This window comes from Streptomyces sp. NPDC001549, assembly GCF_042894025.1.
In the GTDB taxonomy this organism is placed as follows: Bacteria; Actinomycetota; Actinomycetes; order Streptomycetales; family Streptomycetaceae; genus Streptomyces; species Streptomyces kutzneri.
Window position 1 is genome coordinate 100,239 of record NZ_JBIAVJ010000015.1, and the last position, 21,372, is coordinate 121,610.

A 21,372-nucleotide genomic window follows, 5' to 3' on the forward strand; every position below is an offset into this window, starting at 1 on the left:
CCCCACCGTTGGCCCGTACAACCATTAGGGTTCCACTCGCACGTTCGAGTGCGCTCAAGTCCGTCGGCATCGGGAGCTCCAGAGCATGTACCTCGCGGACCGCTCCGCGCCCGCGCCCGAGGGCGCGAAGACCGCTCCTGACCGGGGACCCGTCCGGGGCCCCGCGGTCGCCTCGACCGTCCTCGCCCTGGGCACGGTCAGCATGATCACCGACATCTCCTCCGAGATGGTCACCGCCGTGCTGCCCCTGTACCTGATCGCCGGGCTGGGCCTGAGCCCCCTCGGCTTCGGGGCGCTCGACGGCGTCTACAACGGGGTCAGCGCCCTCGTGCAGCTGACCGGCGGCCACCTCGCCGACCGGGTCCGCAACCACAAGCTGATCGCCGGCATCGGCTACGGCCTGTCGGCCCTGTGCAAACCGCTGCTCCTGTTCGCCCACAGCCTGGGCCCGATCAGCGTGATCCTCACCCTGGAACGCACCGGCAAGGGACTGCGCACCGCCCCGCGCGACGCGCTGATCTCCCTGTCCACACCACCCGAGTTACAAGGGCGCGCCTTCGGCGTGCACCGGGCCATGGACACCACCGGGGCGCTGCTCGGCCCGCTCGCCGCCTTCCTCATCCTGAGCCTGACGGTCGACGGCTACGACGCCGTCTTCGGCGTCAGCGCCTGCGTCGCCGTACTCGGTGTCGTGGTGCTCATGCTCTTCGTCCCGTCCGGCGGCGACCCGAGGCCCACACCGTCCGCCGGAGCCGCAACCCCGGCCACCGCCGCCCCGGCGTCCACGGCGACCACCGCCGCCCCGGCCTCCACGGCCACCACCGCCGCCCCGGCTCGTGACGCGGACCGGCCCGCCCCCGTACGGCTGCGCGACGCGCTCGGCCTGCTGCGCCTGCCCCGGCTGCGCAACCTGGCCGTCTGCGCCGTCCTGCTGGGCCTGACCACCGTCAGCGACGCCTTCGTCTACCTGCTCCTGCAACGCCGCACCGGCATCGGCGACCAGTGGTTCCCGCTCATGCCGCTCGGCACCGCCGCCGTGTTCCTGCTGCTCGCCGTGCCCGCCGGAGCCCTCGCCGACCGGATCGGCCGGCGCACCGTCTTCCTCACCGGCCACGCCCTCCTGCTGGCCGGCTACGGGCTGCTGCTGTGGGCCCCCGCCTGGCCCGCCCTGCCCTACCTCGTCCTCGCCCTGCACGGCATGTTCTACGCCGCGACCGACGGCGTGCTGCCCGCCGCCGTCGCCGCCACCGTCCCCGACGCGCTGCGCGCCACCGGCATGGCCCTGGTCGGCACCGGCCAGGCGCTGGCCCGCTTCGGCTGCTCGCTGGCCTTCGGCGGGGCCTGGACGCTCTGGGGCACCGGCCCGGCACTGGCCGCCGCCGCGGCCGGCCTGCTGTGCTGCGCCGCCGTCGCCGGCTTCGTCCTGCGCCCGTCGGCGCCCCAGGACACCCGGCCCGACGCGAATCGAACCGAACCGAACCCGAAGCCCGTGAGGCCCCCCAGATGACGCTGTCGAAGTCACGCCGCCTGCTCGTCCTCGCGGTGGCGGTCCTGCTGCTCGGGGGCCTCGCCGCCGCGCTGGTGCTGCGCGCCGCCACCCGCGACGACAAGCCGTCGGCGGGCGGCCCGACGGTCGCCGCCGGGACCGTCACGCTCGACCGGCCCGGCTCCCTGGCCTTCCTCAACGGCGGGCAGGGCCCGCACCGCGGGGCCCTCGCCGCGGTCCCGGCCGACGCACCCGAGTCCGCGCGCACCACCTCCGAACTCAACTGCCAGCGCTTCTACGCCGCCGCGGGCACCGGCGTATGCCTGCGCTCCACGCCCGGCGCGCTCGCCCAGGACAACAAGGCCCTGATCGTCGACTCCGAACTGCGCACGCTGCGCAGCTTCCCCCTCGCGGGCACCCCGAGCCGGGCCCGGGTCTCACCCAGCGGCCGGTTCGTCGCCTGGACCGTCTTCGTCTCCGGCGAGTCGTACGGCGCCGCCTTCTTATCCACCCGTACCGCGATCGTGGACACCCGCACCTGGAAGCTGGAGGCGAACCTGGAGGAGTTCGCCATCGACATGGACGGCCGGGAGCACCGCGCCCAGGACGTCAACTTCTGGGGGGTCACCTTCTCCAAGGACGACGACACCTTCTACGCCACCGTCTCCACCGGCGGCGAGACCCACCTGGTCAAGGGCTCGATCTCGGGGCGCAGCGTCAAGACCCTCGCCAAGAACGTCGAATGCCCGTCCCTGTCCCCGGACGAGACGCGCATCGCGTACAAGAAGCGGGTCCGGGCCGGGGCCTCGCTCTGGCGCGAGCACGTGATGGACCTCGGGACACTGCGCGACCACGCGCTCGCCGAGAAGCGCAGCGTGGACGACCAGGCCGCCTGGCTCGACGACCGTACGCTCGCCTACGGCCTGCCCACCGACGGCGCCGCCGACAGCACGGACCTGTGGACCGTGCCCGCGGACGGCAGTGGCACCCCGCGGCTGCTGGCCCCCGGAGCCTCCTCACCGGCCCGCCTCGGCTGACACCGCCGAGGGGGTGTCAGGCCCGGTCCACGAAGGCCCGTACCCGTTCGACGAGTGCGGCGTTGTCGCGGATCCAGCCGTAGTGGCGGCCGCCCGGCGCGCCTTCGCCGAGTGCGAGCTCCTCGTACGTCACCCGCGCGCTCGTCAGCTTGTCGCAGAGCCCCCGCACCCCGCCGGGCGGTGCCATGGGGTCGCCCGCGATGGCCACCGCCAGCACCGGCAGGTCCATCCTGGCCAGCCAGGGCTCGAAGTCCACCGGTGAGGACGGCACGTCGTAGCGGCCCGTCCGGACCTGGGTGGCCATGTCCCGCAGGACCTGCGCGGAGTCGTTCCCCAGCACCTTGAGGCGGCGGCCGGGGAAGTACCCGTACACGGCGGCGAAGGCGGCGGCGAGCTGGAACCCCGCGAGCATTCCCAGGCTCCGCGGGAAGGGCCAGCCGCGGTAGTGGCAGGACGGGACGCCGACCAGGATCGCACCCGCGGCCATGTGCGCCTCCTGGCTGAGGTAGAGCGTGCCGAGCTGCCCACCGAGGCTGTGCCCGAGCAGGAGGCGCGGCGCCCCGGGGAAGGCGGCCGCAACCGCCCGGAACAGCGCGGGGTAGTCGTAGGCCACCATCTCGTGGTAGCCGTAACGCACTCCGCGCCGCACCTGGACCGAACTCGTGCCCTGCCCCCGCAACTCCCCGAGGACCACCTGGAACCCCGCCTCTACGAGGGACTCCGCCAGGGGCGTGTAGGAGACGGCCCTGGTCCCCATGGCGGGCATGCACACCAGCACCGGCGCCGACGGATCCTCGGGCCTTCGGTGGAACCGGACCCGGACCGTGGCACCGTCCTCGGCACGCACGGTCTCGGTGGTCACTTCGGTGGACGGCATGACGGACCTCCCTCGCTCGGGGCCATCCTGCGCATCTCGCGGACCAGGTTCAACGGTTTCCGGCCCCGGCCTGTCGGCCGCCGGAGCGTGGCTCAGCCGTCCGGGCAGATGACGAAGAGAGGGAAGGCGAGCCGGCGGGGCCGGTTGCCGATCTGGTCGAGGGCGGCGCGGATCTCGTGCAGGTGGCCGGTGGTCATCTGCAGTGGGGGTTCGTGGGGCTGGTAGGTGGTGCGGACCGGGTAGTCCACGCCCGGTTCGGTGGTCATCTCGATGTGACAGCCCATGACGTGGGTGACCGGTCTGCGTTCGCAGAACTCGATCAGGCGGTCGATGGTCCGGACGAAGGCGTACCGGTCCTGGACGTAGAGACGGCCCGGATAGACCGTGTCGCCGGTGAGCAGGAACCCCGTCCACGGGTCGTAGAACGTGACGGCCGCCTCATGGTGCCCGGGGGTGGCCAGGCACTCGAGCGTGCGGCCTCCCAGATCGACCCTCGCCGCGGCGGTGGGGTTCTCGTCGAATCCGAAATACTTCCAGGCCGTGGGGAGGTCTGCTGCGACCACCGTGGTGTCGGGACGGTCGGCGAACTGGCCGTCGCCCGCGACGTGGTCGCCGTGGGCGTGCGTGTGCAGCACCAGCAGGTGGTACTCCTGGCGGGGGTGGCGGGCGAGCCAGCCGTCGACGAGCTGGTCCACCACCGGACGCAAGGGGAAGAACTCACTTGACGCGGTGGCCCCGGTGTCGATCAGCACGGCCCGGTCGTTGCCGAACAGCAGGAACAGGAACGGCGCTTCGTAGTTGATCGCCATGTTCTGCCGCAGGATGACCGTGTGCTCGTCGTACTCGTAGACCTGGATGTCCGGGTCGGTGTTGTGCTTGGACGAGGGTGAGCCGTGGATCCAGCGGACGTCCAACGCGCGAGGCCGGGGAGCCGGGATGTCGAAATCGATGAAGGATGTGCCTGCAGCCATGACGCCTCCTGCGTGCGTCGTCTTGGCGGGCCGGGTACGGCGCACATCTCGTCCGGGGCGGGCACCTGTGAGCCTCCGCCGCGACGCTACCACGGGCGGCCGACCCCCCTTGGCCAAGGCGGGTCGGCCCAGGACCATATGGACACCCACAACCGGGGCGACACGAAGAACCGCTCCGCCGAAATGCACGCACTGATCGACACATGGGAGAACTGGCCGTGACCGGCATCGAATTCCTCGCCTCGTTCCTCAGGACCGGACGTCTGCACGGGATCGGCATCGGCTCCACCCTCGGCGAGGTCGACCGGGCCGTCCGCCACCGCTTCGTCGACGTGGTCGACGAGGAGGGTCAGTCGCTGCGCCGCGACTACGGATTCGTCGAGTTCTACTTCAACCCCGGTGACGAGTGGGTGATGTCCGGCGGCTCCATCGAGCTGCACCGGCTCGCGTCCGGCCCGGACATGGCGAAGGAATGGGCCCGGACCACGGGGGTCGAGTTCCCCCGCTACGTCGCCTGGGAGGATGTGCGCGACGAGCTCGCGCGCGTCCCCGGAGCCCCGGAACTGAAGGCCGGCGACCAGGGCGGCTTCCTGGAGTACCGGGCGGCGGCGTCCAACGTCTCGGTGATCGTCGTGGACGACGAGGAGGAGGAGCGGGGCTACCACGCGGGGCACGGGGACGTGTGGAGCGTCAGCCTGTGGGCGCCCGTACGGGCGAGGTGAGCGCCACGGGCCGGTAGCGGCCCCGGACGGCCCCTCCCCGGTCTGGGCCGGTCGGGTGCTCGACCGGCCCGGAGGGGATGGGGTGCGGCCCGAGCGGGCACGTGCAGACCATGGCTTTCGAACATCCCGCAAAGAAAGGCGGCCAGGGGCGGCTCGGACGATTCGAGAAGCTGGCGGAGCTGGCCTCGAACTTCACCAGCTCGCCCGCCTTCTCCGTGTTCTGCGTCCTGCTGGTGGCCGGCTTCGTCGTGGTCCACGTGCTCCACCTGGACACGAGCTGGCAGCACCTGCTCGGCGACGCCATGGGCGCGGTCGCCCTGCTGCTCCTGGCCCTGCTGAAGAACTCCGAACGCCGGGCCGAGCACGCGATCCAGCGCAAACTCGACGCCATCGCCGCCGCCCTCCTGGAGCAGTACGAGGGCGAGCCGGGCCCCGCGCAGCGGGAGCTGGCCGATGCCATCGGTATCGAGGACGGCGAGTAGCAGCCCTCAGCCCTGTCGTCGAAACGGCGTCGGGCCCGCGACGCCACTTCGGCGACAGGGCCTGGGCCGAGCGGACGTCCGAACGGGCGCTTTCGAGTGACGCCGCCGCGCGGCCTCGGCCACGGGCGCCCGGATCTCCCCGACCATCTCAGGCGGCCGGTCATCTTCCGGCCACGGGCCGCCGACCAGGCCGGGTACCGCGCACGCGCGGCTCCCGGCCGCCGCTGGGAGATCACTTGTACGTCCTGCTCGTGGCGAGCGCGTTCAACAGCCTCACGCAGCGAGTCCACGCCGAGCTGCGCGACCACGGCCACCACGTCGCGGTCGAACTCGCCCTGCCCGGCGCCTGCCTGGCCGACGCCGTACGCGGCCACCGCCCCGACCTCGTGCTCGCCCCGATGCTGCGCACCGCCATCCCCGAGGAGGTCTGGTCCGCCCACACCTGCCTGGTCGTCCACCCGGGGCCGGTCGGTGACCGCGGCCCCTCCTCGCTCGACCGGGCCGTCCAGGACGGCGAGCCCCGGTGGGGCGTGACGGTCCTGCAGGCCAATGCGGAGATGGACGCCGGCGACGTCTGGGCGAGCGTCGAGTGCCCGCTGCCGCCGGTCGGCAAGAGCGACTTCTACCGCGGCGAGATCGCCGACGCCGCGCTGGAGGCCGTCCTGCTCGCGGTGGAACGGTTCGCCTCCGGTACGTACACCCCGCAGCCCCAGGCGGGCGGCCACGCCCGGCCGCTCCTGCGCCAGGAGGACCGCCGGATCGACTGGGGGAGCGACACCACCGAGGACGTCCTGCGCGCGCTGCGCGCCGCCGACTCGCAGCCCGGCGTACGCGACGACCTGCTCGGCGGCGAGTGGTACCTGCACGGCGGGCACCGTGAGGAACATCTGCGCGGCCGCCCCGGCGAACTGCTGGCCACCCGGAACGGGGCGCTCTGCCGGGCCACGGCCGACGGGGCCGTCTGGATCCCGGAACTGCGCGCCCGCCGCCTGCCGGGAGGCCCGGCCGCCCCCAAGCTGCCCGCCGCGCTCGCGCTCGCGGACCGGCTGCCCCCGCTTCCCGAGGTCCCCGCGCCGCCGCACAGCGGCCCCCACCGCCCCACCTGGTCCGACATCGGCTACCACGAGGAGGGACAGGCCGGATTCCTGTCGTTCTCCTTCCCCGGCGGCGCGATGAGCACCGCGCACTGCCGCCGCCTGCTGGACGCCTACCGGACCGCCCGCACCCGCCCCACCACCGTCCTGGTCCTGGGCGGCGGCCGCGACTTCTTCTCCAACGGCATCCACCTCGGCGTCATCGACGCCGCGGCCGACCCCGCCGAGGAGTCCTGGGCCAACATCAACGCCATGAACGACCTGGTCGAGGCGGTGCTGACCACCACCGACCGGCTCGTGGTCAGCGCGCTGGGCGGCAACGCCGCCGCCGGAGGGGCCATGCTCGCCCTCGCCGCCGACGAGCTCTGGTGCCGTTCGGGCGTCGTCCTGAACCCGCACTACCGCCTGATGGGCCTGCACGGATCCGAGTACTGGACGTACACCCTGCCCCGCCGCGTCGGCCCCGCACTCGCCGACCGCCTCACCAGCGAGGCCCTCCCGCTGAGCGCCGCCGCCGCCCACGGCCTCGGGCTGGTCGACCGTACGGTCTCCTGCCCGCCCGGGGACTTCACCCGCGAGACGCAGCGCCTCGCGGTCCGGCTCGCCGCCCTGCCCGCCACCGCCTCCCGGATCGCCGCGAAGAAGGCCGTACGCGAGCGCGACGAGGCCGTCCGGCCGCTCGCCGCCCACCGCGAGGCCGAGCTGGCCCTGATGCGGCGGACCTTCTTCGACCCCGACGCCCCCTACCACGCCCTGCGCCGCGCCTTCGTCCGCAAGGAGCGCCCGGCCGCCACCCCGCTCCACCTGAGCGGGTCGGCCGTCAGGCCGCGCGCCGTCACTGGACTGGCCGCACCTGACGCGGCGCCCGGGCCGGACTGCTGTTAGCAAGAAAGGTGTGGGTGAGGCAGGCCGCCTCCCCCCACCCCTTCCCGATCACCTCCCCGAGGAGCCGTCCCATGGCCACAGCGACGCAGGAAAAGGTTGAGGATCCGGTGATCCACATCCTCTGGATCAACGCGGGGCTGAGCTGCGACGGCGACTCCGTGTCCCTGACGGCGGCGATGCAGCCGAGCATCGAGGAGATCGTGACCGGTGTGCTGCCCGGTCTGCCGAAGATCGCGGTGCACTGGCCGCTGATCGACTTCGAATGCGGCCCGGTCGGCGGCGCCGACACGTTCATCGAGTGGTTCTTCAAGGGCGAGCGGGGCGAGATCGATCCCTTCGTCCTGGTGGTCGAGGGGTCGATCCCGAACGAGAAGATCAAGCCCGAGGGCTACTGGTGCGGCTTCGGCGACGACCCGGAGACCGGTCAGCCCATCACCACCAGCGAGTGGATCGACCGCCTCGCCCCCAAGGCCCTCGCCGTCGTGGCCATCGGTACCTGCGCCACGTACGGCGGTATCCACGCGATGGAGGGCAACCCGACGGGCGCCATGGGCGTGCCCGACTACCTGGGCTGGGACTGGACCTCAAAGGCCGGCATCCCGATCGTGTGCGTACCGGGCTGTCCGATCCAGCCGGACAACTTCTCGGAGACCCTGACCTACCTGCTCTACCAGGCGGCCGGCTCCGCCCCGATGATCCCCCTCGACGACAAGCTGCGCCCGACCTGGCTCTTCGGGGCCACGGTCCACGAGGGCTGCGACCGGGCCGGCTACTACGAGCAGGGCCAGTTCGCCGAGACCTACGACTCCCCGCAATGCCTGGTCAAGCTCGGCTGCTGGGGCCCCGTCGTCAAGTGCAACGTCCCCAAGCGCGGCTGGATGAACGGCATCGGCGGCTGCCCCAACGTCGGCGGCATCTGCATCGCCTGCACGATGCCCGGCTTCCCCGACAAGTTCATGCCGTTCATGGACGAACCTCCCGGCGCCAAGCTCTCCGTGAAGGCGAGCGGCGCGTACGGCGCCCTGATCCGCCGGCTGAGGTCCGTCACCGCCCACACGGTCGACGAGGAACCGAAGTGGCGGCAGACCGGCCGGGCCCTGACCACGGGCTACCGCCCGCCCTGGTGACGGCCCCCGGAAGCACCCCCCCAACTCCCGCTCTCCGCACCGAAGAAGGGTCACGGCAGAAACGATGACACCGAAGACGAAGGCGGCCGCAGACGGCAGCGGCCTGGTGGAGATGGCCTGGGATCCGATCACCCGGATCGTGGGCAGTCTCGGCATCCACACGAAGATCGACTTCAAGCAGAAGCGGGTCGCGGAGTGCTACAGCACCTCGTCGGTCTTCCGCGGCTACAGCGTCTTCATGCGCGGCAAGGACCCCCGCGACGCGCACTTCATCACCAGCCGCATCTGCGGCATCTGCGGTGACAACCACGCCACCTGCTCGGTGTACGCGCAGAACATGGCCTACGGGGTGAAGCCGCCCCACCTCGCCGAGTGGATCATCAACCTGGGCGAGTCCGCGGAGTACATGTTCGACCACAACATCTTCCAGGAGAACCTGGTCGGGGTCGACTACTGCGAGAAGATGGTCCGCGAGACCAACCCGGGCGTCCTGGAGCTCGCCGAGCGCACTCCCGCCCCGCACGCCGGCGAGCACGGCTACAAGACCATCGCCGACATCATGCGCTCCCTCAACCCCATCGAGGGCGAGTTCTACCGCGAGGCGCTCCAGGTCTCCCGCTACACGCGCGAGATGTTCTGCCTGATGGAGGGCCGCCACGTGCACCCCTCCACCCTCTACCCGGGCGGCGTCGGCACCATCGCCTCCGTCCAGCTCTTCACGGACTACATGAGCCGCCTCATGCGGTACTGCGAGTTCATGAAGAAGGTCGTCCCCCTCCACGACGACCTGTTCGACTTCTTCTACGAGGCCCTGCCCGGGTACGAGGAGGTCGGCCGCCGCCGCGTCCTGCTCGGCTGCTGGGGTGCCCTCAACGACCCCGAGTACTGCGACTTCACGTACGCCAACATGACCGACTGGGGACGGAAGATGTTCGTCACCCCCGGCGTGATCGTGGACGGCAAGCTGGTCACCAACGACCTCACCGAGATCAACCTCGGCATCCGCATCCTGCTCGGCAGCTCGTACTACGACGACTGGCAGGGCCAGGAGCAGTTCGTCACCCACGACCCGCTCGGCAACCCGGTCGACCCGCGCCACCCGTGGAACCAGCACACCATCCCGGCCCCGCAGAAGCGGAACTTCGACGACAAGTACAGCTGGGTCATGTCCCCCCGCTGGTTCGACGGCAAGGACCACCTGGCCCTGGACACCGGCGGCGGCCCCCTCGCCCGCCTGTGGTCCACCGCCCTGTCGGGCCTGGTCCACACCGACTACGTGCAGGCCACCGGTCACAGCGTCGTGATCACCCTGCCGCGCACGATGACGAAGCCCGAGACCCGCTTCGAGTGGAAGATCCCGAAGTGGAGCAACGCGCTGGAACGCAACCGCGCGCGCACCTACTTCCAGGCCTACGCGGCCGCCATCGCCCTGCACTGCGCCGAGAAGGGCCTCGCCGAGGTCCGCGCCGGGCGCACCCAGACCTGGGAGAAGTTCGAGGTCCCGGACGAGGGGCTCGGCGTCGGCTTCACCGAGGCCGTACGCGGCGTCCTCTCGCACCACATGGTGATCCGCGACGGGAAGATCGCCAACTACCACCCGTACCCGCCGACCCCGTGGAACGCCAGCACCCGCGACACCTTCGGCACGCCCGGCCCCTACGAGGACGCCGTGCAGAACACCCCGATCTTCGAGGAGAACACCCCGGAGAACTTCAAGGGCATCGACATCATGCGCGCCGTCCGCAGCTTCGACCCCTGTCTGCCCTGCGGAGTCCACATGTACGTCGGCGGCGGCAAGACGGTCAAGACGATGCACGTGCCCACCGGTCTGAGCGGACTGGGCGGATGAGGGCCGCGATCGACGGCCCCCAGGCCGGGCGCCGGGTCGAGGAGGTGCTCGACCGGCTCGCCGCCACCGGCGACCGGGCGGCGTGCGCGGCGGCGGAGGAACTGGTGCGCGTCCTCATGGACTTCTACGGCGCCGGGCTCGCCCGGATCGTCGAGAAGGTCGGGGACGGGCCGCTGAAGCCGGTCTACGACGACGAACTCGTGGCGAGCCTGCTCTCCCTGCACGGCCTGCACCCCGAGGACGTGCACACCCGTATCGACCGCGCCCTGGCCGCCCACGGCGAAGCGGTGGAACTGCTCGGCTTCGACACGGACACCGGCGTCCTGCGGCTGCGCCCCGCCGCCGCCTCCACGGGCTGCGGCTGCGGTTCGGGCTCCGGCGGCGGCAGCGATGCGGGACGGACGCTGGAGGACACCCTGGCCTGCTTCGCCCCCGAGGTGACGAGCGTGGAGCGGGAGCCGGCCGCGGCCCCCGCCCCCGCCCTGCTGCAGATCGGCACCCGGCCCCCGAGCCCGGCGCGGGTGCCGTGAGCGGGCCCGGTCTCCTCCACGACGGCCCGCGCGCCCCGCGCGGGCTGCGCCGGTTCGCGGGCCCGCGCCCGCCCCGGCCCGAGACCTGCGAACTGTGCGGGGTCGCCGTGCGCCAGGACGGCCACCGCCACCTGGTGCAGACCGAACAGCGCGCGCTGATCTGCGCCTGCACGGCCTGCGCCCTGCTGTTCGACCGGCCCGGCGCGGGCACCGGACGCCTGCGGGCCGTACCGGACCGCTACCTCACCGACCCCGCCCACCGGCTCGACGACGGCGCGTGGGAACTCCTCCAGATCCCGGTCGGCGTCGCGTTCTTCTTCCGCAACGCCGCCCTCGACCGGCTGGTCGCCCTCTACCCGAGCCCGGCCGGAGCCACCGAGAGCGAACTCGACCCCGAGACCTGGCAGACCGTACTCGGCAGCGGCCGGCTGTCCACGCTCCTCGAACCCGACGTCGAGGCGCTGCTGCTGCGCCGCTCGGAGGGCCGCACCGACTGCTACCTGGTGCCGATCGACATCTGCTACGAGCTGGTGGGGCGGATGCGGCTGCTGTGGCAGGGCTTCGACGGCGGGGCGGAGGCCCGGGCCGCGCTGAAGACCTTCTTCGAGCAGGTGGAACGGCGGGCCAGGGCCCTGCCCCCGACGGCGGCCGAGGACGAGGGCGGGATCCGATGACGGAATTCGCCTTCACCTGCACCGGGGTGCGCGCCGACCCGTACGCCGCCGGCCCCACCCTCGTCTTCCGGCTGCGGATCACCGCGGCCGGGGGCGCCCGGGTGCACGCCATCGCCCTGCGCTGCCAGATCCGCATCGAACCGGCCCGGCGCGGCTACGGCCCCGCCGAGGCGGAGGGGCTCGCGGACCTGTTCGGCGAGCGCTCCCGCTGGGGCAACACCCTCCAGCCCGTGCAGTTCGCCCAGGTCTCCGTCATGGTCCCGAGCTTCACCGGGGAGACCGAGACCGACCTGGTCGTGCCCTGCACCTACGACATGGACATCGCCGCCACCCGGTACTTCGAAGCCCTGGCGGAGGGCGAGGTACCGCTGCTGATGCTGTTCTCCGGCACGGCCTTCACCGGTGACGCCGGCTTCCGCGTCGAGCCGGTGCCCTGGGACCGCGAAGCCGCGTACCGGATGCCCGTGGCCGTGTGGCGCGAGATGGTCGAACAGCACTTCCCCGGCTGCGGCTGGCTCCGGCTGCCCCGCGACACCATGGACGAGCTGCTCGCCTTCCGCTCCCGCCACGCCCTCGCCTCGTGGGAGGCGACCGTACGGGCCCTGCTCGACGCGGCCGCCCCGCCGCAGCCGCCGCCCGGGAACGGGTCCGGGGCCGGGTCCGGGCCCGTCCGGCTGGGCGCCATCCTGCCGCGCCTCACCGAGAGGGCGGCCCCGTGACCACGACGACCACACCCCACTCCCGCTTCGCGACCGCCCGGCAGGTGGCCGACGCGGTCCTGCTGGAGGGGTACGTGCTCTACCCCTACCGGGCCTCGGCCGCGAAGAACCGGCTGCGCTGGCAGTTCGGTGTCCTCGTGCCCCCGGCCTGGGGCCGCGCGCACGAGGAGCACGTCTTCCAGCAGACCGAGATCCTCATGGAGCCGCGGGGCGCGGCGACCCTCGCCCTGGAGCTGCGCTTCCTGCACGCGCAGCGTCGTACGGTCCAACAGGCCGCGGACGGCGGCGGCTTCACGGAGGTCGCCGAACTGCACCTGGCCGACCGGGTCCTCGTGCCCTGGGACGAGGGCGCCGAGGAACGGGTCGAGGTGACCGTCCCCGTCGCCGAGCTGCTGGGCGACGACGGCGTCACCTTCCCCTTCCGCCGCCCCGCCCGCGTCGACCCCGAGCCCGTCCTCGACGCGGACGGGCGCACGGTGGGCCGCCTGGTGCGCCGTACCGAGGAGATCGAAGGGGTGCTGCGGCTGCACGCCACCGAACTCCCCGGCGCCTACCGCGTGTTCCGGCTCCGGGCGGTGGTGGAGAACACCAGCCCGTGGACCCCGGCGCCCGGGTCCGGACCCGCCGACCGCGAGGCCGCCCTGCCCCACTCGCTGGTCGCCGCCCACCTCCTGCTCGGCCTGGACTCCGGATCGTTCCTGTCCATGACCGACCCGCCCGAATGGGCCAGGCAGGCGGTGGCCGCCTGCGAGAACCGCCACACCTGGCCGGTGCTCGCGGGCGAACCCGGCCGCGCCGACGTGGTCCTGTCCTCCCCGATCATCCTGGAGGACCATCCGGCCATCGCCCCCGAGAGCGCGGGCGCCATGTACGACGCCACCGAGATCGACGAGATCCTCGCCCTGCGCACGGCCGCCCTGACCGAGCAGGAGAAGCGCGAGGCCCGCGGCACCGACCCCCGGGCGGCCGCCGTGATCGACCTCGCCGACTCGATGCCCCCCGAGGTGCTGGAGCGGCTGCACGGCGCCGTACGCGCCCTGCGGGAGGTCACCGGCCCGGAGCAGCCGCCACTCATCGCGGAACTCCCTTCCGAGGACGTGGTGTTCCGGCCCGACACCCCCTGGTGGGACCCGGCCCGGGCGGACACCGCGGACCCGGCCCGCGACCGGATCACGGTCGACGGCGTCCCGGTGGGCCCGGGCAGCCGCGTCCGGCTGCGTCCCGGACTGCGGCGCACCGATGCCCAGGACCTGTTCCTCCAGGGCCGTACCGCCCTGGTCGAGGCCGTGCTGCACGACGTCGACGGGGGAGTGCACCTCGCCGTCACCGTGGAGGACGACCCGGGCGCGGACATCCGCCGCGAGCAGGGCAGGTTCCTCTACTTCCAGCCCGACGAGGTCACTCCCCTGGAGGACGCGTGAACGACCGGGTCCTGATCGCGGGCATCGGCAACGTCTTCCTCGGCGACGACGGCTTCGGCGTCGAGACCGTGCGGGCGCTGGCCGAGCACCCCCTGCCCGACGGGGTCGAGGTGGTGGACTTCGGAGTGCGCGGCGTCCACCTCGCCTACCAGCTCCTCGACGGCTACGACACGCTCCTGCTGGTCGACGCCACCGCACGCGGCGGCGAGCCGGGCACGCTCTACCTGATCGAGGCCGACGGCGGCGCGGGCCTGCAGCCGGCCGGTGACGGGGCGCCGCCGCCCGTCCTCGACGGCCACCACATGTCCCCCGACGCCGTCCTCGCGCTGCTGGACACCCTGTGCGCCGGGACCGGAGCCACCCCGCCGCGGCGCACGCTGGTGCTCGGCTGCGAACCGGCCGGTGTCGAGGAGGGCATCGGACTGAGCGCACCCGTGGCCGCCGCCGTACCGGAGGCCGTACGCACGGCCCTGGACCTGATCCACGGCCGGACCCACGACGACACCGACCGGCCCCGCCGCGAACTGAGGAGAACCCCATGAAGAAGGCCTTCATCGGCGGGGCCGCGGCCGCCGCCCTCACCGCCGTCCTGCTGCAGATCCTCCCCGACCTCCGGCGCTACCTGCGCATGCGCCGGATGTGACACCGCCGCGCGAGCGGCCACGGGCGCCCGTGCGTACCGGGGCGCCCGAATGGCGTACGGTGCGCGCCGCGCACCGGCGTGCCCGACCGCACGGACCCCGTCCCGCCGGTTCAATGAGCCCCGGCAGGACGGAGTCCGATGCACGAGATGTCGATCGCCATGGCCGTCGTGGGCCAGGTGGAAGAGGCGGCCCGGGCGGGCGGCGCACAGGCCGTCACCTCCGTACGGCTGCGGGTCGGTGAGCTGGCGGGCGTGGTCCCCGACGCGCTGGCCTTCTGTTTCGAACTGGCCTGCGCCGGAACGGTCCTCGAAGGGGCCGAACTCCTCACGGAGTCCGTGGCGGCCCGCGCCCGCTGCGGCTCCTGCCCCGGCACCTGGGCGGTGGGCATGCCCCCCGAACTGTGCTGCCCCGGATGCGGCAGGGCCACCGACGTGGAACTGCTGTCGGGCCGTGAGCTGGAGATCCTCAGCGTGCGCTGGGAAGACGGCCCCGCCGGTGCCCGTACCCGCGAACCGATTCCCGAGGAGGCCTGAACCATGTGCCGAGTGGTCGATCTGCGGCAGGCGGTGCTCGCCAAGAACGACGTCGCCGCCCAGGTCCTGCGCACCGAACTGACCGCCCGCGGTACGACGGTGGTCAATCTGCTCTCCAGCCCCGGCAGCGGCAAGACGGCGCTGCTGGAGCGCGAACTGCTCCTCGCGCGGGAGCGGGGCGTGGCCGTGGCCGCCCTGACGGCCGACCTGGCCACCGAGAACGACGCGGTACGGCTGGCCCGTTCGGGCGTACCGGTCAAGCAGGTCCTCACCGACGGGCTGTGCCACCTGGAGGCCGCGATGCTCGGCCGGCACCTGGACGGCTGGCTGCCCGAGGACACCCGGCTGCTCTTCGTGGAGAACGTGGGCAACCTGGTCTGCCCGGCCGGCTACGACCTGGGGGAATCGCTGCGCGTGGTGCTCGCCTCGGTGACCGAGGGCGAGGACAAGCCGCTGAAGTATCCGACCGCCTTCGGACTGGCCCAGCTGGTGGTGGTCACCAAGACCGACATCGCGCGAGCCGTCGAGTTCGACGAGGCCGCCTTCCGCGCCAACGTCGAGCAGGTCAATCCCGGTGTGGAGGTGGTGCTCACCTCGGCGCGCGCGGGTGAGGGCCTGGGCGTCCTGCTCGACCGGGCGCTGGCGGCCGGGGCGGGGACGGGCACGCACACGCCGGTGATGGCCCGTCAGCAGCACGCGCACGGCGCCGGACACGACCACGACCACGACCACGACCACGACCACGACCACGAGCGTGACCACGACCACGATCACGACGAGGACCACGAGCGCGGCCACGGCCACGACCACGAGCACCCGCACGTCCACACGGCCGCGCAGACCCGCTGATGGAAGCGGTGCAGCGGCGCCGGGTCACCGTCCGGGGCGTGGTCCAGGGCGTCGGCTTCCGGCCCTACGTCTACACCCGTGCGACCGGGCTGGGCCTGGCCGGGCACGTCACCAACACCCCCGAGGGCGTCGTCGCGGAGGTCGAGGGCGCCCCGGCGGCCGTGTCGCGGTTCTGCGAACGGCTCGCGGCGGACGCACCCCCGCTGGCCGTCGTCGACGCCGTCGACCACTGGGAGGTCCCCGTCGCGGGCGGCACCGGGTTCACCATCATCGCCTCGCGGACCGGCGGCCCCGCCCGCACGCTGGTCTCCCCGGACGTGGCCACCTGCGCCGACTGCCGCACCGAACTGGCCGACCCGGCCGACCGGCGCCACCGGCACCCCTTCATCACCTGCACCCACTGCGGGCCGCGCTTCACCATCGTCACCGGGCTGCCGTACGATCGCGCCCACACCACCATGGCCCCCTTCCCCATGTGCCCCGACTGCGCCCGGGAGTACGGGGACCCGGCCGACCGCCGCTTCCACGCCCAGCCGGTCGCCTGCCCGGCCTGCGGCCCCCGCCTCAGGCTGCTCACCGGGCGACCGCCCCGCGAGAGCACCGGCCCGGACCCGGTCGCCGAGGCCCGGCGGCTCCTGGCGGCCGGCGCGATCCTCGCCGTCAAGGGCCTGGGCGGCTACCACCTGGCCTGCGACGCCACCCACCCGGACGCCGTCGCCGAGCTGCGCCGGCGCAAGGCCCGCGGGGACAAGCCCTTCGCCCTGATGGCCCGGGACCTCGCCGACGCCGAGCGGTTCGCACACATCGGCCCCGAGGAACGGGAGCTGCTCACGGGCGGCGTACGGCCCATCGTGCTGCTCCGCCGCCGCGCCGGTGCCGGCGGCCCGGACGGGGTCGCCTCCGGCTGTCCGGACCTCGGCGTGATGCTCCCGTACACCCCCGTCCACCACCTGCTGCTCGGCCTGCCCGGGGACCCCCCGGGGCCCCGGCTGCTCGTCATGACCAGCGGGAACCTCGCGGGGGAGCCCATCGTCACCGACGACGCCGAGGCCCTGGACCGGCTCGCCGCCCTCGCCGACGCCTGGCTCACGCACGACCGCCCCATCCACGTGCCGTGCGACGACTCCGTGGTGCGGGTGTGCGACGGCGAGACGCTGACCGTACGCCGCTCGCGCGGGTACGCCCCGCTCCCGCTGACCCTGCCGGTCCCCGTCCCCGCGAGCCTCGCCGCGGGCGGGGACCTGAAGAACACCTTCTGCCTCGGCGAAGGGCGCCAGGCCTGGCTCTCCGCCCACATCGGCGACATGGACGACCTCGCCACCCAGTACGCCCTCGAAGGCGCCGAGCGGCAGCTGGAGTCCATCACCGGCGTCGCCCCCGTGCTCCTCGCCGCCGACCGGCACCCCGGCTACCGCTCCACCCGGTGGGCGGAGCGCGCCGCGGGCGCCCGGCCCCTCGTCCGCGTCCAGCACCACCACGCGCACATCGCCTCCACCCTGGCGGAGCACGGCCGGGGCGCCGGCCACCCGGTGATCGGGGTCGCCTTCGACGGCACCGGCTACGGCGACGACGGCGCCGTGTGGGGCGGCGAGGTCCTCCTCGCCGACTACGCCGGGTTCACCCGGTTCGCCCACCTCGCCTACGTCCCGCTGCCGGGCGGCGACGCGGCCGTGCACCGCCCGTACCGCATGGCGCTGTCCCACCTGCGGGCCGCGGGCATCGACCGGACCCCCGAGCTGCCCTGCACGGCGGCCTGTCCCCCGGGAGAACTCGCGCTGCTGGAGCGCCAGCTGGAACGGGGACTGAACTGTGTCCCGACCTCCAGCATGGGCCGCCTCTTCGACGCCGTCTCCTCCCTGGCCGGCATCTGCCACCTGGCCGGCTACGAGGCGCAGGCCGCCATCGAACTGGAGGGCGCGGCCCTGGGCGCGAACGGAGCCGATACCGGACCGGGCTACGCCTTCGGCCTGCACGCGCCGCCCGGCCCCGACGGCGGGCCGGTCACCGCCGATCCGGCGCCCGTACTGGCCGCCGTGGTGGCCGACGTCCGCGCCGGCACGGACCCGTCGCTGATCGCCGCCCGCTTCCACACCTCCGTCGCCGCCCTCGTCGCCACGCTCTGCGCGCTCGCGCGCGAGCGGCACGGCCTGGACACCGTCGCCCTGACCGGCGGGGTCTTCGCCAACACCCTGCTCTCCTCGGCGTGCGCCCGGCGCCTGCGCGCGGCCGGGTTCACCGTCCTGCGGCACGGCCGGGTCCCCCCGAACGACGGCGGGCTGGCCCTCGGCCAGCTCATGGTGGCCGCCGCGCACCACACCCCCTGACACACCCCTGACACACCCACAGCAAGGAGAAACCCATGTGCCTGGCGGTGCCCGGCAGAGTGCTCGACATCGGGGAGAAGGACGGCACCCGCATGGCCACCGTCGACTTCGGCGGTGTGCAGAAGGAGGTGTGCCTGGAGTATCTGCCGGACCTCCAGGTGGGCGAGTACGCCATCGTCCACGTGGGCTTCGCCCTCCAGCGCCTCGACGAGGAGTCGGCCAAGCAGACCCTCGAACTCTTCGCCCAACTCGGCATGCTCCAGGAGGAGTTCGGCGACCCGTGGGAGCAGGCCGCCGCGGCCGGCGGTGAGCCCTGGCCCTTCACCGACGATCCCGGTCCCGAACCCGGGCCCGCGCACGCCCTCGCCGCACCGCAGGAGGAAGTCCAGCCGTGAAGTACATCGAGGAGTTCCAGGACCCGGACCTCGCCCGCCGGCTGCTCGACGACATCCACGCCACCGTGACCCGCCCGTGGGCCCTGATGGAGGTGTGCGGCGGCCAGACCCACACCATCATCCGGCACGGGATCGACCAACTGCTGCCGGAACAGGTGGAGTTGATCCACGGCCCGGGCTGTCCGGTGTGCGTCACCCCGCTGGAGGTCATCGACAAGGCGCTGGAGATCGCCTCCCGCCCCGATGTGATCTTCTGTTCCTTCGGGGACATGCTCCGGGTGCCCGGGACCGGCCGCGACCTGTTCCAGGTGCGCAGCGAGGGCGGCGACGTACGCGTCGTCTACTCCCCGCTCGACGCCCTGCGGATCGCCCAGGAGAATCCGAAGCGCCAGGTGGTCTTCTTCGGCATCGGCTTCGAGACCACGGCGCCGCCCAACGCCATGACGGTCCACCAGGCGAAGAAGCTGGGCATCCCCAACTTCAGCCTGCTGGTCTCCCACGTCCGGGTGCCCCCGGCGATCGAGGCGATCATGCAGTCGCCGAGCTGCCGGGTCCAGGCGTTCCTCGCCGCCGGGCACGTGTGCAGCGTGATGGGCGTGCGCGAGTACCCCGAACTGGCCGCGCGCCACCGGGTGCCGATCGTGGTGACGGGCTTCGAACCGCTGGACATCCTGGAGGGCGTACGCCGGGCCGTACGACAGCTGGAGCGCGGCGAGCACACCGTCGACAACGCCTACGCGCGCGCCGTGCGCCCCGAGGGCAACCCGGCCGCCCTCGCCATGCTGGAGGACGTCTTCGAGGTCACCGACCGGGCCTGGCGGGGCATCGGCGTCATCCCCGACAGCGGCTGGCGGCTGTCGGAGCGCTACCGGGACTTCGACGCCGAACACCGCTTCTCGGTCACCGGCATCAACACCCGTGAACCGGACGAGTGCCGCAGCGGCGAGGTGCTCCAGGGGCTGCTGAAACCGCACGAGTGCGAGGCCTTCGGCACGCTGTGCACCCCGCGCAGCCCGCTCGGCGCCACCATGGTCTCCAGCGAGGGTGCCTGCGCCGCGTACTACCTCTACCGGCGGCTGGAGCTGGGGACCGTGCCCGCGGCCAAGACCGCCGCGACGACCGCACCGACCGCCGCGACCGCCCCGCTGGAGGCGAGCCCCGTTGTCTGACACCGCACTCGACATCACGGGCTGGACCTGCCCGGCCCCGCTGCGCGACCGCCCCCGTGTGGTCATGGGCCACGGCGGCGGGGGCGCGCTCTCCGCCGAGCTGGTCCAGCACCTCTTCGCCCCCGCCTTCGGCGGTGACGTCCTCGCCCAGCTCGGGGACTCCGCAGCCGTCTCCCTCGGCGGGGTCCGGCTGGCCTTCTCCACCGACTCCTACGTGGTGCGGCCGCTGTTCTTCCCCGGCGGCTCCATCGGCGACCTCGCGGTCAACGGCACGGTCAACGACCTGGCCATGAGCGGAGCCGAAGCGGCGTACCTCTCCTGCGGGTTCATCCTGGAGGAGGGCGTCGAGATGCCGGTGGTGGCGCGTGTGGCCGAGGCCATGGGCACGGCCGCGCGGGCCGCGGGCGTGGAGGTCGCGACCGGCGACACCAAGGTCGTGGAAGCGGGCCACGGGGACGGCATCTACATCAACACCGCGGGCATCGGGATCATCCCCGACGGGGTGGACCTGCGCCCGCAGCGCGTCGTACCCGGTGACGTCGTCATCGTCAGCGGTGAGATCGGGCTCCACGGCGTGGCGATCATGAGTGTCCGCGAGGGGCTCGAATTCGGCGTGGACATCCAGAGCGACTGCGCGGCCCTGGGCGGCCTCGTACGGAGCATGCTCGCGGTCACCCCGGACCTCCACGTCCTGCGCGACCCCACCCGGGGCGGCCTGGCGGCCTCCCTGAACGAGATCGCGGCCGCCTCGGGTACCGGTGTCGTGATCCACGAGGGCCGCGTCCCGGTCCCCGCCGCCGTCGCGAACGCCTGCGCGATCCTCGGGCTCGACCCGCTCTACGTGGCCAACGAGGGCAAGCTGGTCGCCTTCGTGCCCCGCGAGCACGCCGACGCCGTCCTCGACGCCATGCGCGCCCATCCGCTGGGCCGCCACGCGGCGGTGATCGGTGAGGCCGTCGACGCCCACCCGGGCCTGGTCGTGGCCCGCACCGCCCTCGGCGGCACCCGCGTGGTCGACCTGCCGATCGGGGAGCAGCTGCCGCGCATCTGCTGACCGGCGCGACCGGCACCCGAGATGGGTGCCGGCCCCGATGTGCGGTGGCGGTGGGCCGGGCGATGCTGGGGGTGTCCGCAGAGTCCCCTCCCGGCCACCGCCGGGAGGCGCCGCCACTGCTTCGAGCACCCGCCCCGGACGCCGAACACCCGCACGTCCCGGTGGCGTCGACGTGGAGCGGCCCGTGCCCTCGGCGGTGCACCCGCTCCTTCGCCCTGGCCCGGCCGACGGAAAGGAGCGGTGTCATACCGCGATCCGAGGATGTGAGGACCACCGGCCCCGAAGCCAGGCCCCGACCCCGGCCCGCGCAGGGGCCCCGGCCCCGGCCCGGGCCCCGGCCCCGTGCGTACCGCCGCGCGGGCGCCTGGCTGGCCATGGCCCTGGGGGTCTGGGCGGCGGTGGCCGGGGCCACCCTGCCCAACGGGCTCGTACTCGCGGCCGGCCTGGTCGTGGCCGCGCTGGCGGTGAACCGCCTGGGCGCGGAGCCCCGTACGCCCCGTCGGGCGAAGCCGGCGGCACCTCCCTGACCG

22 protein-coding genes and 1 riboswitch are annotated in these 21,372 nt (G+C 73.2%); of the genes, 20 read left to right on the forward strand and 2 right to left on the reverse strand.

Features of this window, described 5'->3' with window-relative positions:
- Positions 1 to 85: 85 nt before the first annotated feature.
- Both ACFY04_RS23945 and ACFY04_RS23950 read left to right on the forward strand, forming a co-directional pair.
- Positions 86 to 1,507, forward strand: coding sequence for an MFS transporter (locus tag ACFY04_RS23945; RefSeq protein WP_389119442.1), 1,422 nt, complete (start codon positions 86 to 88; stop codon positions 1,505 to 1,507).
- A gap of 2 nt (positions 1,508 to 1,509) precedes the next feature.
- Positions 1,510 to 2,523: a TolB family protein gene (locus ACFY04_RS23950; protein ID WP_389119595.1), complete on the forward strand. Its 1,014-nt coding sequence runs from the start codon at positions 1,510 to 1,512 to the stop codon at positions 2,521 to 2,523.
- A gap of 16 nt (positions 2,524 to 2,539) precedes the next feature.
- On the opposite strand, the gene ACFY04_RS23955 is transcribed toward ACFY04_RS23950, so the two are convergent.
- Positions 2,540 to 3,400 carry an alpha/beta fold hydrolase gene (locus ACFY04_RS23955; protein ID WP_389119444.1) on the reverse strand — a complete coding sequence of 287 codons (861 nt, stop codon included), beginning with the start codon at positions 3,398 to 3,400 and terminating at the stop codon, positions 2,540 to 2,542.
- Between the two features lie 92 nt (positions 3,401 to 3,492).
- Entirely contained in the window at positions 3,493 to 4,371 is an 879-nt protein-coding gene (locus tag ACFY04_RS23960; RefSeq protein ID WP_389119445.1) for an MBL fold metallo-hydrolase, read from the reverse strand.
- 11 nt (positions 4,372 to 4,382) lie between these two features.
- Positions 4,383 to 4,450: riboswitch (guanidine-III (ykkC-III) riboswitch) on the reverse strand.
- 139 nt (positions 4,451 to 4,589) lie between these two features.
- On the opposite strand from ACFY04_RS23960, the gene ACFY04_RS23965 reads away from it, so the two are divergent.
- The 18 genes from ACFY04_RS23965 to ACFY04_RS24050 all read left to right on the forward strand — a co-directional run bounded on the left by ACFY04_RS23965 (position 4,590) and on the right by ACFY04_RS24050 (position 21,369).
- Positions 4,590 to 5,093: a hypothetical protein gene (locus ACFY04_RS23965; protein ID WP_389119446.1), complete on the forward strand. Its 504-nt coding sequence runs from the start codon at positions 4,590 to 4,592 to the stop codon at positions 5,091 to 5,093.
- Between the two features lie 110 nt (positions 5,094 to 5,203).
- Positions 5,204 to 5,575, forward strand: a complete 372-nt coding sequence (locus ACFY04_RS23970; RefSeq protein WP_389119448.1) for a hypothetical protein — start codon at positions 5,204 to 5,206, stop codon at positions 5,573 to 5,575.
- Positions 5,576 to 5,811: 236 nt separating this feature from the next.
- Positions 5,812 to 7,554, forward strand: a complete 1,743-nt coding sequence (locus ACFY04_RS23975; protein ID WP_389119450.1) for an enoyl-CoA hydratase-related protein — start codon at positions 5,812 to 5,814, stop codon at positions 7,552 to 7,554.
- 71 nt (positions 7,555 to 7,625) lie between these two features.
- Positions 7,626 to 8,681 (forward strand): hydrogenase expression protein HypE, encoded by a 1,056-nt coding sequence (locus ACFY04_RS23980; RefSeq protein WP_389119451.1) that lies wholly within the window; start codon positions 7,626 to 7,628, stop codon positions 8,679 to 8,681.
- A gap of 64 nt (positions 8,682 to 8,745) precedes the next feature.
- Entirely contained in the window at positions 8,746 to 10,530 is a 1,785-nt protein-coding gene (locus ACFY04_RS23985) for a nickel-dependent hydrogenase large subunit (protein ID WP_389119453.1), read from the forward strand.
- On the forward strand, positions 10,527 to 11,060 hold the full coding sequence (locus tag ACFY04_RS23990; RefSeq protein WP_389119454.1) for a hypothetical protein: 534 nt from the start codon (positions 10,527 to 10,529) through the stop codon (positions 11,058 to 11,060). Before ACFY04_RS23985 ends, ACFY04_RS23990 begins: the two co-directional genes overlap by 4 nt.
- The gene (locus ACFY04_RS23995) at positions 11,057 to 11,734 is read left to right on the forward strand and encodes a DUF5947 family protein (protein ID WP_389119456.1); all 678 of its coding nucleotides are present in this window, start codon (positions 11,057 to 11,059) and stop codon (positions 11,732 to 11,734) included. The genes ACFY04_RS23990 and ACFY04_RS23995 overlap by 4 nt, the downstream gene beginning before the upstream one ends.
- The gene (locus tag ACFY04_RS24000) at positions 11,731 to 12,453 is read left to right on the forward strand and encodes a DUF6084 family protein (protein ID WP_389119457.1); all 723 of its coding nucleotides are present in this window, start codon (positions 11,731 to 11,733) and stop codon (positions 12,451 to 12,453) included. Before ACFY04_RS23995 ends, ACFY04_RS24000 begins: the two co-directional genes overlap by 4 nt.
- The gene (locus ACFY04_RS24005) at positions 12,450 to 13,874 is read left to right on the forward strand and encodes a hypothetical protein (protein WP_389119459.1); all 1,425 of its coding nucleotides are present in this window, start codon (positions 12,450 to 12,452) and stop codon (positions 13,872 to 13,874) included. The genes ACFY04_RS24000 and ACFY04_RS24005 overlap by 4 nt, the downstream gene beginning before the upstream one ends.
- A complete protein-coding gene (locus ACFY04_RS24010; RefSeq protein ID WP_389119461.1) occupies positions 13,871 to 14,416 on the forward strand; it encodes a hydrogenase maturation protease in 546 nt (181 codons plus the stop codon). Before ACFY04_RS24005 ends, ACFY04_RS24010 begins: the two co-directional genes overlap by 4 nt.
- Positions 14,413 to 14,517, forward strand: a complete 105-nt coding sequence (locus ACFY04_RS24015) for a DUF6893 family small protein (protein WP_389119462.1) — start codon at positions 14,413 to 14,415, stop codon at positions 14,515 to 14,517. The genes ACFY04_RS24010 and ACFY04_RS24015 overlap by 4 nt, the downstream gene beginning before the upstream one ends.
- Positions 14,518 to 14,655: 138 nt before the next feature.
- Positions 14,656 to 15,051, forward strand: coding sequence for a hydrogenase maturation nickel metallochaperone HypA (locus tag ACFY04_RS24020; protein WP_389119464.1), 396 nt, complete (start codon positions 14,656 to 14,658; stop codon positions 15,049 to 15,051).
- A gap of 3 nt (positions 15,052 to 15,054) precedes the next feature.
- Positions 15,055 to 15,900, forward strand: coding sequence for a hydrogenase nickel incorporation protein HypB (gene hypB / locus ACFY04_RS24025; protein ID WP_389119465.1), 846 nt, complete (start codon positions 15,055 to 15,057; stop codon positions 15,898 to 15,900).
- The gene (hypF, locus tag ACFY04_RS24030) at positions 15,900 to 18,224 is read left to right on the forward strand and encodes a carbamoyltransferase HypF (RefSeq protein WP_389119466.1); all 2,325 of its coding nucleotides are present in this window, start codon (positions 15,900 to 15,902) and stop codon (positions 18,222 to 18,224) included. The genes hypB and hypF overlap by 1 nt, the downstream gene beginning before the upstream one ends.
- Positions 18,225 to 18,259: 35 nt before the next feature.
- A complete protein-coding gene (locus tag ACFY04_RS24035) occupies positions 18,260 to 18,619 on the forward strand; it encodes a HypC/HybG/HupF family hydrogenase formation chaperone (RefSeq protein ID WP_389119467.1) in 360 nt (119 codons plus the stop codon).
- Entirely contained in the window at positions 18,616 to 19,788 is a 1,173-nt protein-coding gene (gene hypD / locus ACFY04_RS24040; RefSeq protein ID WP_389119468.1) for a hydrogenase formation protein HypD, read from the forward strand. Before ACFY04_RS24035 ends, hypD begins: the two co-directional genes overlap by 4 nt.
- The gene (gene hypE, locus ACFY04_RS24045; protein ID WP_389119470.1) at positions 19,781 to 20,842 is read left to right on the forward strand and encodes a hydrogenase expression/formation protein HypE; all 1,062 of its coding nucleotides are present in this window, start codon (positions 19,781 to 19,783) and stop codon (positions 20,840 to 20,842) included. Before hypD ends, hypE begins: the two co-directional genes overlap by 8 nt.
- 374 nt (positions 20,843 to 21,216) lie before the next feature.
- On the forward strand, positions 21,217 to 21,369 hold the full coding sequence (locus ACFY04_RS24050) for a hypothetical protein (protein ID WP_389119472.1): 153 nt from the start codon (positions 21,217 to 21,219) through the stop codon (positions 21,367 to 21,369).
- The last annotated feature ends 3 nt before the right edge of the window (positions 21,370 to 21,372 follow it).

What these genes read in the sequence shown, in the direction of transcription:
- ACFY04_RS24035 (WP_389119467.1), top strand. Translation starts at nt 18,260, where the DNA reads ATGTGCCTGGCGGTGCCCGGCAGAGTGCTCGACATCGGGGAGAAGGAC.
- ACFY04_RS23955 (WP_389119444.1), bottom strand. Translation starts at nt 3,400, where the DNA reads ATGCCGTCCACCGAAGTGACCACCGAGACCGTGCGTGCCGAGGACGGT.
- ACFY04_RS23970 (WP_389119448.1), top strand. Translation starts at nt 5,204, where the DNA reads ATGGCTTTCGAACATCCCGCAAAGAAAGGCGGCCAGGGGCGGCTCGGA.
- ACFY04_RS23990 (WP_389119454.1), top strand. Translation starts at nt 10,527, where the DNA reads ATGAGGGCCGCGATCGACGGCCCCCAGGCCGGGCGCCGGGTCGAGGAG.
- ACFY04_RS24020 (WP_389119464.1), top strand. Translation starts at nt 14,656, where the DNA reads ATGCACGAGATGTCGATCGCCATGGCCGTCGTGGGCCAGGTGGAAGAG.
- ACFY04_RS23945 (WP_389119442.1), top strand. Translation starts at nt 86, where the DNA reads ATGTACCTCGCGGACCGCTCCGCGCCCGCGCCCGAGGGCGCGAAGACC.
- hypB (WP_389119465.1), top strand. Translation starts at nt 15,055, where the DNA reads ATGTGCCGAGTGGTCGATCTGCGGCAGGCGGTGCTCGCCAAGAACGAC.
- ACFY04_RS23980 (WP_389119451.1), top strand. Translation starts at nt 7,626, where the DNA reads ATGGCCACAGCGACGCAGGAAAAGGTTGAGGATCCGGTGATCCACATC.
- ACFY04_RS23960 (WP_389119445.1), bottom strand. Translation starts at nt 4,371, where the DNA reads ATGGCTGCAGGCACATCCTTCATCGATTTCGACATCCCGGCTCCCCGG.
- ACFY04_RS24050 (WP_389119472.1), top strand. Translation starts at nt 21,217, where the DNA reads ATGGCCCTGGGGGTCTGGGCGGCGGTGGCCGGGGCCACCCTGCCCAAC.
- ACFY04_RS23985 (WP_389119453.1), top strand. Translation starts at nt 8,746, where the DNA reads ATGACACCGAAGACGAAGGCGGCCGCAGACGGCAGCGGCCTGGTGGAG.
- ACFY04_RS24015 (WP_389119462.1), top strand. Translation starts at nt 14,413, where the DNA reads ATGAAGAAGGCCTTCATCGGCGGGGCCGCGGCCGCCGCCCTCACCGCC.
- ACFY04_RS24000 (WP_389119457.1), top strand. Translation starts at nt 11,731, where the DNA reads ATGACGGAATTCGCCTTCACCTGCACCGGGGTGCGCGCCGACCCGTAC.
- hypF (WP_389119466.1), top strand. Translation starts at nt 15,900, where the DNA reads ATGGAAGCGGTGCAGCGGCGCCGGGTCACCGTCCGGGGCGTGGTCCAG.